The sequence below is a fragment of the Aliidiomarina taiwanensis genome, from assembly GCF_003987015.1.
GTDB lineage: Bacteria > Pseudomonadota > Gammaproteobacteria > Enterobacterales > Alteromonadaceae > Aliidiomarina > Aliidiomarina taiwanensis.
In genome coordinates this window covers 55,105-69,357 of the sequence record NZ_PIPQ01000003.1, presented here as the reverse complement: position 1 = coordinate 69,357, position 14,253 = coordinate 55,105, and the positions used below count along the sequence as shown (strand labels likewise).

General features: G+C 48.7%; 10 protein-coding genes and 3 tRNA genes. 11 read left to right on the top strand and 2 right to left on the bottom strand.

Translation table 11 applies throughout. The annotated features are described in order from the left end of the window. From CWE15_RS06970 to CWE15_RS06950, 5 genes are read left to right on the top strand one after another with little or no spacing between them, the layout of a single operon-like run. The gene (locus tag CWE15_RS06970) at positions 1-399 is read left to right on the top strand and encodes a rhodanese-like domain-containing protein (RefSeq protein WP_126757371.1); all 399 of its coding nucleotides are present in this window, start codon (positions 1-3) and stop codon (positions 397-399) included. A 53-nt stretch (positions 400-452) separates the two neighbouring features. Then, the gene (locus CWE15_RS06965) at positions 453-761 is read left to right on the top strand and encodes an ArsR/SmtB family transcription factor (protein WP_241971866.1); all 309 of its coding nucleotides are present in this window, start codon (positions 453-455) and stop codon (positions 759-761) included. Between the two features lie 60 nt (positions 762-821). After that, a complete protein-coding gene (locus CWE15_RS06960; protein ID WP_126757370.1) occupies positions 822-1,025 on the top strand; it encodes a YgaP family membrane protein in 204 nt (67 codons plus the stop codon). 39 nt (positions 1,026-1,064) lie between these two features. Further along, positions 1,065-4,430, top strand: a complete 3,366-nt coding sequence (locus tag CWE15_RS06955; RefSeq protein ID WP_126757369.1) for an efflux RND transporter permease subunit — start codon at positions 1,065-1,067, stop codon at positions 4,428-4,430. Then, the gene (locus tag CWE15_RS06950; protein ID WP_126757368.1) at positions 4,427-5,488 is read left to right on the top strand and encodes an efflux RND transporter periplasmic adaptor subunit; all 1,062 of its coding nucleotides are present in this window, start codon (positions 4,427-4,429) and stop codon (positions 5,486-5,488) included. Before CWE15_RS06955 ends, CWE15_RS06950 begins: the two co-directional genes overlap by 4 nt. Positions 5,489-5,496: 8 nt before the next feature. On the opposite strand, the gene rnhA is transcribed toward CWE15_RS06950, so the two are convergent. Next, on the bottom strand, positions 5,497-5,976 hold the full coding sequence (rnhA, locus tag CWE15_RS06945; RefSeq protein ID WP_126757367.1) for a ribonuclease HI: 480 nt from the start codon (positions 5,974-5,976) through the stop codon (positions 5,497-5,499). Positions 5,977-6,030: 54 nt separating this feature from the next. On the opposite strand from rnhA, the gene dnaQ reads away from it, so the two are divergent. From dnaQ to CWE15_RS06920, 5 genes are all read left to right on the top strand, one after another. Beyond that, complete coding sequence (dnaQ, locus tag CWE15_RS06940) at positions 6,031-6,759, top strand: DNA polymerase III subunit epsilon (protein WP_126757366.1); 729 nt, start codon at positions 6,031-6,033, stop codon at positions 6,757-6,759. Beyond that, positions 6,738-8,018, top strand: coding sequence for a TIGR03503 family protein (locus CWE15_RS06935; RefSeq protein ID WP_126757365.1), 1,281 nt, complete (start codon positions 6,738-6,740; stop codon positions 8,016-8,018). The genes dnaQ and CWE15_RS06935 overlap by 22 nt, the downstream gene beginning before the upstream one ends. 138 nt (positions 8,019-8,156) lie before the next feature. Beyond that, positions 8,157-8,233 (top strand) — tRNA-Asp (locus CWE15_RS06930). Positions 8,234-8,274: 41 nt separating this feature from the next. After that, positions 8,275-8,351 (top strand) — tRNA-Asp (locus CWE15_RS06925). Between the two features lie 25 nt (positions 8,352-8,376). After that, positions 8,377-8,453, top strand: a tRNA-Asp gene (locus tag CWE15_RS06920). Positions 8,454-8,477: 24 nt separating this feature from the next. Here the strand turns inward: CWE15_RS06920 and CWE15_RS06915 are convergent. After that, the gene (locus CWE15_RS06915; protein WP_126757364.1) at positions 8,478-10,505 is read right to left on the bottom strand and encodes a sensor domain-containing protein; all 2,028 of its coding nucleotides are present in this window, start codon (positions 10,503-10,505) and stop codon (positions 8,478-8,480) included. 245 nt (positions 10,506-10,750) lie between these two features. Between CWE15_RS06915 and dnaE the strand changes: the two genes are divergently transcribed. Continuing rightward, entirely contained in the window at positions 10,751-14,245 is a 3,495-nt protein-coding gene (gene dnaE / locus CWE15_RS06910) for a DNA polymerase III subunit alpha (protein ID WP_126757363.1), read from the top strand. Positions 14,246-14,253 lie beyond the last annotated feature (8 nt).

Here is a 14,253-nt window from a genome sequence, read left to right as displayed (position 1 = left end):
ATGAAAACAAGTCAGCAATTAGTAGCAGAAGCAAAAGCAAATATAAAAGAAGTAGATGTTCATGAGCTTGAAGCACAAGCAACGGCCAAGGATGTGATTGTGATTGATGTGCGAGAGCCTGCAGAGTATGCCGCAGGGCATATTGCACAAGCAGCAAACTTGCCACGCGGGGTGTTAGAGTTCCAATTAAATAGCTTGCCACAGGTGGCCAACGCAAGTTGTGCGCCTGAACTTGCCTTAGAACAGTTACGCGAAGCTTCGATTTACTTAATTTGTCGTTCAGGTGGCCGAAGTGCACTCGCCGCGCAGTCTTTGCAACACATGGGCTTTGAAAAGGTCTATTCGGTTGCAGGTGGTATGAATGCTTGGAATGAAGCAGGAAAGCCAACCCAAAGTTAGAAGTTGGCAAAACAACACTTGCGTTTAATATTATCAGGAGCTAATATTCAGTTATGGATATGAATGTCTTATCAATTAAGCAGATGCAGAAAAATGCTTCTGCAGCTGAAGAGCTCCTGAAATCGCTGGGCAATAGCCACCGACTGATGGTGTTGTGCCATTTAGTCAGTGGCGAAAAGTCTGTGGGTGAACTGGAACAACAACTTGAGCTGTCTCAGTCGTCACTGTCTCAGCACCTAGCGCGGTTGCGTAGCCAAGGCATAGTGACCTTTCGCAAGGAAGGGACTTCAGTAATTTATCGTATTGCTGATGAAAAAGCACTGCGTATTTTAGAGTCGCTCTACGACGTTTTTTGTCGTTAGCGATTCATTTTTTTTGCTTATAAATATTAAGCATTACTAATATATAATAGAGGTGGCACCATGAGTATAGAACGTATTGTTATGGCCTTTGCAGGCACAGTGGTATTAATTTCAGTTTTACTCGCATGGCAAGTCAGTCAACACTGGCTAATACTTACCGCATTTGTGGGGGCGAATTTATTGCAAACAGCTTTTACAGGCTTTTGTCCCTTAGCCATTTTGCTGAAAAAGCTTGGAATGAAACCAGGACAGGCGTTTAAGTAGTCAGCACTGCTGAACCTGAGGCATAAAAAAGGAGCCCACATGACGACAAAGAATAAAAGTATTATTGGCAAGGTACTGTCGAGTACCTTTCCGCCTATTTTTATTGTGTTAAGTTTGCTCGTGGGTGTTGCTGCGCTGCTTTTAACGCCTCGGGAAGAAGACCCACAAATCGTTGTGCCTATGGCGGATGTGGTTATTTCCGCCCCAGGCATGGCCGCCCAGCAAGTTGCAACGCAAGTTACAGAACCCCTTGAGCGGCTGTTGTCCCAAATCGATGGGGTAGAGTACGTATATTCTCAATCGCACCGTGACCAAGCCGTCGTAACCGTTCGCTTTTATGTGGGTGAAGACCGAGCAGACTCATTGGTTAAGCTGTATAATAAGCTGTATTCCAACCAGGACGCCATTCCCGATGTGGTAGCGCAGTGGCATGTAAAGCCGATTGAAATAGACGACGTGCCCATGCTAGTGGCTGCTTTATACAGCACAAATGCAGAACTAGTCGATAGTTTTGGGTTGCGCCGTATTGCCGAGCAGGCAACCCAAAAACTAAAAGCCATTGCAAACACCAACCAAGTTCAGGTCATTGGTGGGCAAGGTCGACGTATTCATATAGCCCTTGATAGCCAAGCTTTAACAGCGCACAACACCAGTATTGATGATATTGCCCGAGCCGTGCAAACCGGCAACACGCAAACAACAGCAGGTGATATTTATCGCCATGGTTTGCGTTTGTCGGTGGAAAGCGGAGTATTCTTTCGCTCAGCATCTGAGCTTGCCGCCACGGTTGTCAATGTCGTGAATGGAACCCCTGTGTATTTGCGTGACGTGGCTGAAGTCACCGACGGGGCTGAGCAGGCTGAACATTATACTTTCTTTTATCCTGGGGTTGCAGGAGAGGTTGAGAAGTATCAGCAGGCTCAGTACCCGGCGGTGTTTATTTCCGTTGCCAAACAACGGGGGGCTAATGCGGTTTGGGTTGCAGACGATATTTTGCAAGCCTTTGCTGAGCTTGAAGCAGACTGGCTACCAGCCGGTGTTGGGCTTGAAGTGATTCGAGACTATGGAGAAACAGCAGACGACAAGGTGGTAGAGCTTGTTTCTAGCTTGGCAGTGGCTGTGCTCGTGGTGGTGGTGTTTGTTGGTTTATTCTTAAACTGGCGAGCCGCTGCGGTAGTAGCTATTGCCATTCCCATTAGCTATGGCGCTACATTGGGTATGGACTTGGCCTTTGGTTACTCGATTAACCGAGTCACCATGTTTGCGCTTATTTTAGCCCTTGGCTTGATTGTCGATGACCCCATTGCCGCTATCGACAACATTGAACGGCACATGGCGGACCAAGGCAAGAAAAGTAAAGCAGCCATTGTTTCGGGCATGACAGAAATTCGCAGTGCGCTGCTGATGTCAACCCTGGCCATTATTATTGTATTTTTGCCCATGTTTTTTATTACCGGCATGATGGGCCCGTACATGGGGCCGATGGCGTTTAACGTGCCGGTCGCTGTTATATTTTCCACCATAACGGCTTTCTTTGTGACACCTTGGCTGGCTTGGAAGCTCATGAAAGTGGCTGAACGCCGCGGCGACTACAACCCAAAAACAACCCTGCTGTACCGTGGCTACCAAGCAGCGTTACGGCCTTTAATTCAGTCGCGCCGCCGTAGTAAAACATTTTTATGGTTCATCGCAGGGCTATTTGTGCTGGCTGCTGCTTTGCCTGCCTTGCGGTTGGTGCCTTTAAAGTTGTTACCCCACGACAATAAAGCGGAGTTCCAGCTTGTGGTTGACATGCCTGTGGGCACCTCCGTGGAGCAAAGTGCGGAGGTGATGCATGCCTTTGCCGAGTACCTACAAAGGGTGCCCGAAGTGAAGTCTGTGTCTACATTTAGTGGTATTGCTTCACCCATGGACTTTAACGGCATGGTGCGGCATTACTTCCGCCGTGGTTCAGCGCACCAGGGGGAAGCGCGGGTGGTCTTGGTGGAGAAAAACCAGCGCACCATGCAGTCGAATGAAATTGTAAGTCGATTACGGGATGACTTAGAGTCGCTCGCTGATTCATTAGGCGTGCGTCAGCTAGAAATTGTGCAAATGCCACCAGGCCCTCCTGTCATGGCGACCTTGGTAGGTGAAGTGTATGGGCAAGATGACACACCCTACACACGTTTAGAGCAAGCTGCAGAGCTGGTTTCACAGCGGTTATCGCAGGAAGACTTTGTTAGCCAGGTGGTGACGTCAGCTCCGAATGAAACCACTGTTATGCGTTTTGTTGTGGATCGTGAAAAAGCTGCTTTATCAGGTATAGCGGCTACGGATATTCATCGTACCCTAGTGGCAGCTACGCAAGGGTGGACCCTTGATTACTTGCAGGTATCTACGGAAATAAACCCGTTACCGATAGACCTACGCCTGCCAAAAGGGAGTCGAGAAAGTTTGAACGAACTCTTGTCTTTGTATGTGCGGGGCCAGCAAGGCACGGCACTTGTGGAGACAGGCCGTGGCGTGGCCGCTGCACCAGCTCCTTTAGTGCAACTGGCGGAGTTAGGGCAATTTGTAGAGCTTGCTGCTGATAGGCCTATTTTCCATAAAAATCTAAAACCCGTGGTGTATGTATATGGTGAAGTAACGGGCCGTGTTCCAGCCGATGCCGTTGTGGATATGATGGCCGATGAAAATAGCGAGTCCCATTCGTACCGACCCCAGTGGCTTCGTACCTACTTTACCAATGGCTCTGGCTTAGGCTGGTCTGTACCAGAAGACATTCAAGTGCTCTGGAGTGGAGAAGGAGAGTGGAAAATTACCTTGGATGTCTTCCGTGACTTAGGTATCGCTTATGGCGTGGCCTTGCTTGGAGTGTACCTGGTGATGGTGCTTCAAACAGGTCTAAAGGCTGTGTCGGGCATTATGATGTTGTCTATCCCACTGACAGTGATAGGCATTATGCCGGGCTTTTGGTTTTTAAATATGTTTGCCGCAGATATAGGACGGTACCCCAACCCTTCCTTATTCACTGCAACGGCCATGATTGGAATGATAGCGCTAGCGGGTATTGTTGTTCGAAATGCGTTGATTTTAATTGAGTTTATTCAACAAAGACTAAAGCAAGGCAGCACGTTAGAAGCGGCCTTATTTGAAGCGGGCGCCGCCCGAACGCGACCCATTTTGCTGACAGCGGGGACCACCATGTTAGCCAACACTGTGATTACTTTAGACCCCATTTTTAGTGGTTTAGCTTGGTCGGTTATTTTTGGCATTACAGCTTCCACACTCTTTACTTTATTGGTGATACCTGTGGTGTATCACCTGATATACAAAAACGTACCGGGACATGGCTTGAGCGCGCAAGCGTTGGAAGAAATGTCAGCGAAGCCTGTAAAAGCGAATGAAGGAGAAAATGTATGAGCAAGCAACGGATCATTTTACTTGTAATGGCTTTTACTGGGCTTATTTTAGTGTTTACTTTTTTGGCAGGCACTTGGACTGACAAAGTCGGCGAAGAGCTTGCAGCCATTGAGCCTCAAGCCGCAGAGCAGGTAAGTGCAGTGGTCAGCTTACAAACGGAAGAAACACGTCAGTTTAGTGGTCATATTCAACCACGTCGGCAAGCAGCCGTGGCTGCACGCATCACAGCACGTGTGGCTGAGGTGTTGGTCGAGTCAGGTGACCGGGTCGAGCAGGGGGATGTACTACTGCGCTTAGAAAGTGACGACTTAAGTGCGCGGGTGCGGCAGCAACAACAAGCTTTAGCTGCGGCTCAGGCGCGGGTGAATGAGTCACGAAGCAACTATCAGCGGGTGCTTGCCTTGGTTGAACAAGGGCTATTACCAGCGGCGGCTCTTGATGAAGCGGTAGCCCAACGTGACACAGCGCAGGCCCAGTTTTTAGGCGCCCGTGAAGCGTTGGCAGAAGCCGAAACCAGTGCCAGTTACAGTGTGATTACTGCGCCCTTTGCCGGCGTTGTCAGCGAACGCACGGTTTACACAGGTGACACCGCCACACCCGGCACGCAACTAGTCAGTTTGTATCAACCTAAAAGTGTGCGCTTTGAAGCCGCTGTCAGTGAGTCTGTGTTAGCTTCTATGCAGCCAGGTCGTCACTTTCAAGTTTATATGGATGCTCACGCTAAGGTGTACAAGGCCGTTTTAACGGAAGTTGTACCCATGGCGGACACAGGCTCTCGCAGCTTTAAGGTCAGGCTTGAACTACAAACGGAAGAGGCATTAAATCCAGGCATGTATGGTCGCTTAACCGTGCCGACAGGAACCCGTAATATTATCGCAGTACCAGCAAGCAGCGTGGTGCGTTTAGGCCAGCTCAGCTATGTCTATGTGGCGAAACAGCAGCGCCTTGAGCGTCGCTTAGTACGCTTAGGTGACACCCAGCTAGAGCATGCGGGTATGCTTTGGTTCGAAGTTCATTCAGGAGTCGAGGTGGGTGACCTTGTGGTCGTACAGGAGTAAGACGCGGCTTAGGTTTGCTCAGCGAGGTAGCCTGTGTCTTCGTGGACTGCTGCGTGGGTTGCCTCGTGTCGAGCTAGTTCGTCACAGCGCTCGTTTTCCGGGTGGCCTGAATGGCCCTTCACCCAGTGCCAATTCACCTTGTGGCGGCTTTGCGCTGCGTCTAGGCGCTGCCAGAGATCGACGTTTTTTACGGGTTTTTTAGCGGCAGTGCGCCAATTTTTTTGCTTCCAACCAGCTAACCATTGAGTAACGCCTTGGCGTACATATTGACTGTCAGTCCACAACTCCACCTGACATGGGCGGGTGAGGGTTTCCAGCGCTACGGCAGCGGCTAGCAACTCCATGCGGTTGTTCGTTGTTAGTTTATACCCTTGAGCTAATTCCTTGCGGTGTTTACCATAGAGCAAAACAATACCATAACCGCCTGGCCCGGGATTACCCAAGCAAGACCCATCTGTATATATAACAACTTCTTTTTCCCCGGCCATGGATACTGGTACCATAATTAAAATTGAACGTGCGAGTATACGTGGCAGGAGCCTATGACACAAACAGAGCAAACCCGTAAAATCATCCTGGATACAGAAACCACCGGGATTAGTTTGGCCGAAGGGCACCGTATTATTGAAATTGGGTGTGTGGAAATGATTGACCGTAAATTAACGGGAGAAAGTTTTCATGTGTACCTCAACCCCGGCCGTGTGATTGAGCAGGGCGCCATGGACGTACACGGCATAAGCAATGAGTTTCTGGAAGACAAACCCGTTTTTGCCCAAGTGGCCAAAGACTTTTTAGAGTTTATACGCGGCTCTGAACTGGTGATCCATAACGCGCCTTTTGACGTGGGTTTTTTAGAGATGGAGTTGGGTTTACTTAAGCCCTCCCTTGGTCAACTGTCTGACTACGCCACGGTGTTTGACACCTTAGCCTACGCGCGGAAAAAATACCCAGGCCAACGAAACTCCCTCGATGCCTTGTGTCGTCGTTACGACATAGATAATACGCACCGTGTTTTACACGGCGCATTATTGGATGCGGAAATACTAGCCGACGTTTATATTTTCCTAACAGGCGGGCAAAAAAAGCTTGGTTTTCAGTCGAGTCAAGACAAAGAGGGCCAGACAAGCGACGGGGCGCCGCAGTGGGTCACAAAAGACAGGCCAGCGCTAAAGGTTTTACCTGCAAATGCCGAAGAAGAGGCTGCCCACGAAAAGTATTTAAGCGACATGGCACAGCATGGAGAACCCATTTGGCAACAACTAAAACATTAATGCGTCAGCTGGTTACGGCTGTGGTTTTGACTAGCCTGACACTGGGGCAAGCATTTCCACAAGAGTCAGCGCTGCCTACGGAAACAGCAGTGACTCCTTTAGCTTCGCCCTTCGAGCAGCAAATACCCCTTGCCGACGAGCGCTTTCGTATTGACTATGCAGTCGACGAAGTGACTTTAGTGTTTTATCGCAAAATAGACACACCGCCTGTCATTCTTATTTTGCCCGATGGCCGCAAATGGTATTCCAGCCGATTTCCAACGGACACAGTGAATTGGCAGACAGGGGACGACTTTGACCTAATTCGTATTACCAAGCCTATGCCGGGCCCTTGGCAAGTAACAGGAGACATACTGCCGGAAAGCCGCGTTATGGTGTTAACCGAGTTGACCTTTCACCCAGAGCCACTGCCAGCGATGGCGTTTATTGGCGAAAAAATTAAAGTAACGGGGTACTTGCAGCAAGACGGTCATTCCGTTGAGCAGCATAATTTGCGTAGTATTGTGCAGCTCGACGTCATGTTTTACAGCACCAACAATGCTGAGTATCAAAACTTTGGGGTAGAGCCTGTGCATGTGGGCGAGTTTTTGGATGATGGCAAAGGGATGGATGAAGTGCCAAAAGACGGCATTTTTACTGGCATGTTAACGCTTGACATGGTGCCAGGCGAGTATGCCCCCCGTTATGTGGTGAAAACACCACTGCATCAACGCTTGGTTAAAGGCGACACGCTTGTGGTGCACGAACAGCCCGTGCAAGCCCATGCAAGGGTTGCGGAAGAAGAAGGTGCTCCGCACACATTAGCGTTTCATATGGATGAGACCTTAATTGACCCACAAAGTGTGGTTCTATCTGCGCAGTTAAATTACCCGAATGGCGAGCGACAACCCATTCATATCAGTACTGCTCAGGGAGATAGCCTAGAGGTCTCAGTGCCCAACTACAGCTTTGGGGTATTTGAACTGACGGGTACTTTAGCGGCGACGGATGTAACAGGGCGAGAGTTCGTGGCGACATTAAGCGAGTATGCATTTCAGGCTCAGCGTATTGTGCCGCCTGCTCCAGTGGTTGAAGAATTAGTAGCTGAGCAGGAACTAGAAGAAGCGCCACCTGAAGAGACAGGTATGACACACCAAACAAAAATATTGATTGTTGTGGCAACAAACTTAGCGATTGTGGCCATTTGGATGCTTATTATGCTACTGAGCAAAAGTCCCAAACGCGGCAGGCACGGAAAGAAAACACCAGACAACCTGTAAAAAGAGACTAAAAACGAACAGATTGCTGCAAAGATGAACAAACAGGCCATTCTTGGTTAAAAAGGGGTTGACTCCCATGCGCTGTACTCGTATTATCCTCGCCGCATTAAGCAAGACTTTGCCGCAGTTACTAGAAATGGAGCGGTAGTTCAGCTGGTTAGAATGCCGGCCTGTCACGCCGGAGGTCGCGGGTTCGAATCCCGTCCGTTCCGCCAGTAACTTAGGCTGACGTTTTGTGAATGTATTATTCCGCAGTGGAGCGGTAGTTCAGTTGGTTAGAATGCCGGCCTGTCACGCCGGAGGTCGCGGGTTCGAATCCCGTCCGTTCCGCCACTGCTGGAATAAAGTAAATACCGTTGGAGCGGTAGTTCAGTTGGTTAGAATGCCGGCCTGTCACGCCGGAGGTCGCGGGTTCGAATCCCGTCCGTTCCGCCAGTATTTACACTTTACCTTTCAAGATTACGTGCCAGTATATTCTACCGACTTGTTTTTCCCATCGCGCTTCGCTAAGTACATAGCCTCATCGGCTTGCTTAATCATAGTTTCAGGGCTGGTGTCTGAGCTTTTCGCATGCGTAATTCCTACACAGGCAGAAACGGTCACCATAGCGCTATCTATGACGACAGGCGTGTTAATAGCCGTACCTAGACGTTCGAGAATGCACTGATAGCCTGCCTTCGTGTCGCTGTTTACTAAGACAATAAACTCATCACCGCCAATACGTGACGCCGTGTCTGTGTCGCGTAAGCACTCGGTAATTCGCTTCGCAATGGTTTTTAAGACCATGTCACCGGTAGCGTGACCATACTTATCGTTAATAGGTTTAAAGTCATCTAAGTCAATGTAGATTAAACTGACATAGGTATGATTTCTGCGGCCAGCAGCGAGAGCTTGCTCTAAACGGTCGAACAGCAGCGTGCGATTTGGCAGCCCTGTTAAGCTATCGTGATACGCTTGATACTCAAGTTTCTGTTGTTGCTGTTTGAAGCCTGTAATATCAGAAAATAAAGCAATAAAATGCGTGGGGGCTCCGCTATTGTCATAAATGGCTGACACGGTTATTCGCTGACAATATAACGTGCCACATTTTTTCGTACCCCATGCTTCTCCTTGCCAAAAACCATTTTGTTCCAAACACTTTTCTACCTGATGATACAAAGCCTCGTCCAGAACACTAGATAAAAGAGCCGATACATGCTGACCGACTATTTCAGCAGCGGAATAACCGGTGATTTGAGTGAACATGGGGTTGATTTCGATAATCTTACTATCAGCATCTGTGATAAAAATTGCTTCATGCGTATGGGCAAACACGCTGGCGGCAAGTCGTTGCTTTTGTTCAGCGAGTACAGAGTCTGTTACGTCGGCGGTGTAGCCATACCAAACGGTGCTACCGTCGCTTTGGGGGATGAACCGAGATACGCCTTCCAACCAGCGTACCTCGCCACTTTCAGACATTAATCGGTACCTGTATTCCCAGTTCTCCATGTGGGCCGCGGCTTCTGTCCGGGAAGCGATTAAACTCGCTAGGTCGTCTGGGTGTATATTTTTGGCAAGCAGCATGGGGTTTGCCCGCGCTTCTTCCGCGGTCACGCCAAATAAAGCCGTTATTTGACCATCAATGTACGTCATTTCAACGTCCCCACTGGGGTGTAGGGTAAATTGCGAAAGCATGCCCGGTACTTGATGGGTTAATTGGTCGAGCATTTGTTTTTGCTGGTGTAACTCCAGCTCGGCCTGCTTTTTCTCGGTAACGTTGGTATGCAACCCCATCACTCGGGCTGGTCGACCGTCAGGGTGCCATTCCACCACTTTCCCCCTGACCAATACCCAAACCCAGTGGCCGGCTTGGTGTCGAAGTCGATACTCTATGTGAATAGAGTGTTTCCTTTGCTGGCAAATGTCTTGGATAGATTGTTCCACTGAGCAGAAATCGTCCGGATGGCAAAGGGATTTCCACAGAGAGGCATCGATCAAACCGTCGGATGTTGGTGTGAGCCCCAGCATATACCAGTTATTGTCTGTCCAAAATGAAGTAGCAGTGTCAGGACACCAGTCCCACATGCCGTCACCAGTGGCTTCAAGTGTATATTCCAGTCGTTCATGTTCTTGTTGCAGCAGGGCTTGTATTTCGCGCTCCTGGGTAATATCGCGCCAAACACCCAGGAGTTCAGTTTCATTTGTTGACTCACTTGGCATGACGCGAATTTGGTCACGTATCCAGTGGTATCTTCCGTCGGAAAAAAGCACACGGTATTCGTAGGTAATATAGCCTTGATGCTGCAACCGGCTCGTTACATCTTGCTCAACTTGGCGGTCTTCGGGGTGAATAATACTTTCCCACCAACCGGGCTGAAGTATTTGCGCAGCAGAATAGCCTGTAATGCTTTCCACATTTTCACTGACCCAAGTGGCCTGCGCATTGTTTTCCTTAACAAGCATGCTGTAGAGAACAGCGGCGCTTTCATCAATATTTAACCTTTCCATACAAAGGGTACCAGGGCGTGTAAAACTGACTCTTCATTGAATAGCTAAATGTACACGCAGCGCATATTCGCATATACATAGCTATGTGGGTTAGGTGTTAACTAAATAGTATATGCATTGTTAATTAAAGGCGAGTTTAATTTTTATCGCCCATTTCACACGCAGCCGGGTGTAATGTACCTTTTACCTGCCGAAGCTTTAAGGCACAATGAAGGTATCTAATAAATCTAACGAAAGACGAGTTAATGAGTCAGCCTGCATTTGTTCATTTACGTATTCATAGTGATTTCTCCATGGTAGACGGCCTACAGAAAGTAGGACCTTTGTGTAAAAGTGTGGCCAACCTAAATATGCCTGCCATGGCTTTAACCGATGAAATGAATATGTTTGGTTTAATTCGCTACTACCAGCAAGCACGTAAGCTGGGCATTAAACCTATTATAGGCGTTGACTTGCGGGTGCTGAATGAGCATTGGCCAGAAACGCCTTTACGTTTAACTGCATTGGCCATGAACATGGCGGGCTATAAAAGTATTACTGCTCTCATTTCGAAAGCTTATTTACGCGGCCATAAATTCGGAACACCTTGTGTCGACCAAACATGGTTAACGGACTTAGCAGAGGGGGTTATTCTGTTATCGGGTGGTCGTGAAGGTGACATAGGCCAAGGGTTACTGAAGAACAACAAAAGAGCGCTTGAAAGCTCCCTTCATTTCTACCAAACACATTTTTCGGACCGCTTTTATATTGAGTTAACCCGCACAGGCCGTGCACGTGAAGACGAGTATATTCATGAAGCGGTGGCTTTAGCACAACAGTACAACTTACCCGTTGTGGCTACGAACGAAGTGGTGTTTTTAGCACCAGAAGACTTCGAAGCCCACGAAATACGAGTGGCTATTCATGACGGTTGTGTGTTAGCTGACCCGCGTCGACCACAAAACTACAGTGAACAGCAATACTTACGCAGCACTGAAGAAATGCAGGCGCTCTTTGCCGACATTCCAGAAGCCTTGGCAAATACCGTTGAAATAGCGAAACGATGCAACGTAGAGCTTGAGCTTGGCACTTATTATTTACCGAACTTCCCTACGGGAGGGTTAGAAACCGGTGAATACTTGGTGCTGAAATCACAAGAAGGCTTGGAAGAGCGGTTAAACTTTTTATTTCCAGACCCCGAGGTACGGGAAGCAAAACGTCCCGCTTACCAAGAGCGGCTGGATATAGAGCTAAAAGTGATCAACGACATGGGTTTTCCAGGGTACTTCCTGGTGGTCATGGAGTTTATTCAATGGAGTAAAGACAACGGGATTCCCGTGGGCCCAGGCCGAGGCTCAGGGGCCGGCTCCTTGGTGGCCTATGCGCTTAAAATAACCGACCTAGATCCCCTTGAATTTGACCTGCTATTTGAGCGTTTTTTGAACCCAGAACGTGTGTCTATGCCCGACTTCGACGTGGACTTTTGTATGGACAGACGGGACGAGGTGATAGAGCACGTGGCAGAGCTATATGGGCGCGAAGCTGTATCACAAATTATTACTTTTGGAACCATGGCGGCAAAAGCTGTGGTGCGCGATGTGGGTCGGGTACTCAGCCACCCTTATGGTTTTGTTGATCGTATTTCTAAACTCATTCCGGCCATGCCACCCGGCATGACCCTTGAAGCAGCTTTTGAGGCCGAGCCACGGTTACCGCAGATGTATGCGGAAGACAATGAAGTAAAAGAGCTGATTGATATGGCGCGGCGCTTAGAAGGGGTGAATAGAAACGCGGGTAAACATGCGGGTGGGGTGGTTATAGCCCCCACCAAAATTATCGACTTTGCACCTTTATATTGTGATGAAGAAGGCAACCACCCCGTTACCCAGTTTGATAAAGACGACGTAGAAACAGCCGGTTTGGTGAAGTTTGACTTCTTGGGCTTACGCACCCTGACTATTATTCAATGGGCAGTGGATATGGCCAATGAGCGCCTGCAAAAGCAAGGGGCGGAGCCTATTCGAATTGAAAATATCCCGCTGGACGACCCTAAGTGCTATCGGTCATTGAAAAAAGCGGAAACTACCGCGGTTTTCCAATTAGAGTCGCGGGGTATGAAGGAGCTGATTAAACGTCAGTTGCCGGACAATTTTGAAGACATTATCGCCTTGGTAGCCCTTTTCCGCCCAGGGCCTTTACAGTCGGGCATGGTAGACAACTTTATTGACCGGAAACATGGGCGGGAAGAAATATCGTACCCTGATCCTAAGTACCAGCATGAATGTTTAAAGCCTATTCTTGAACCAACGTACGGCATTATTTTGTACCAAGAGCAGGTGATGCAAATTGCGCGAGAAATGGCGGGTTATACTTTAGGGGGCGCTGACTTGTTGCGTCGAGCTATGGGCAAGAAGAAGCCGGAAGAAATGGCCGCCCAGCGTGAACTTTTTGAAACGGGCGCACAGCAAAATGGGATTGACCCAGAACTGGCTATTAAGATATTTGACCTTGTAGAAAAGTTTGCCGGCTATGGGTTTAACAAGTCTCACTCGGCCGCCTACGCCTTAGTAGCCTACCAAACCTTGTGGATGAAGGTGCATTATCCATCAGAGTATATGGCTGCGGTGATGTCAGCGGATATGGATAACACGGACAAGATAGTCACCTTAGTTGACGAATGTGAACGTATGAAGTTAACCATATTGCCGCCGGATGTGAATACGGGGGAGTATAAGTTTACCGTCGATGAAAATCTCCATATTGTGTATGGTATAGGGGCTATTAAAGGGGTAGGGGAAGGCCCAATTGAGTCGATTATTCAAGCGCGCCAAGACGGCCCTTTCACCGACTTGTTTGATTTTTGCCGCCGCGTTGATTTAAAGAAATTAAACCGTCGGGTTATGGAGCGGCTGATTAAAGCGGGCGCGTTAGATAAACTGGGTCCGCATCGGGCTGCGCTTATGGCGAGTTTAGAGAAAGCCATGCGCCAAGCCGAACAAGCTGCAAAAGACGATGCAGCCGGCCAGGCAGACTTATTTGGGCTCATGCCGGTTGCTACGGAAACGGCTGAATGTGCCTTTGTGAAGGTACCCCATTGGCCAGAAGGCGTATGGCTTGAAGGCGAACGGGAAACCTTGGGGCTATACTTAACGGGCCACCCGGTGAACCGGTACCGTGAAGAGCTTAAGCATTATACTCGTGGGCGGCTAAGCGATATCAGCGAAACGGGCCGTGGAAATCAAGTGGCTATTGCAGGATTAATTCTTGATATCCGCTCTTTAGTGAATAAAAAAGGCCAGCGTTGGGGCTTAGTGACACTCGATGACAAGTCGGCTCGTATTGATGTACGTTTTTACGCCGATGTGTTTGAAAAATACGAAACCTTGCTGGCAAAAGACCAAGTTGTGTGGATTAAAGGAGAGGTCGGGTTTGATCACTTCAGCGGTGGGAATACAATGACCGCAAGTGAAGCCATGACACTGGAACAAGCCCGCGCACAATTTGTCAAATCAATTCAAGTGTCTGTACACTTAGACACGGCAGGCGACAAAGGGAAAAGTCGTTTGAGTGTGCGCTTGATAGAAACATTACAGCAAGCGCCTCGAGGGACTTGCCCAATACAGTTGGATTGTTACATTGAGGGAGCAAGCGTTAGTTTAATGACGCCAGCTCAGTGGTACGTCGAACCCACAGACGATTTACTTTACCAGGTAGAACAATTGGTTGGTGAAGGGAATGTGCGTCTGAACTTTGAATCTTAATCGGACAC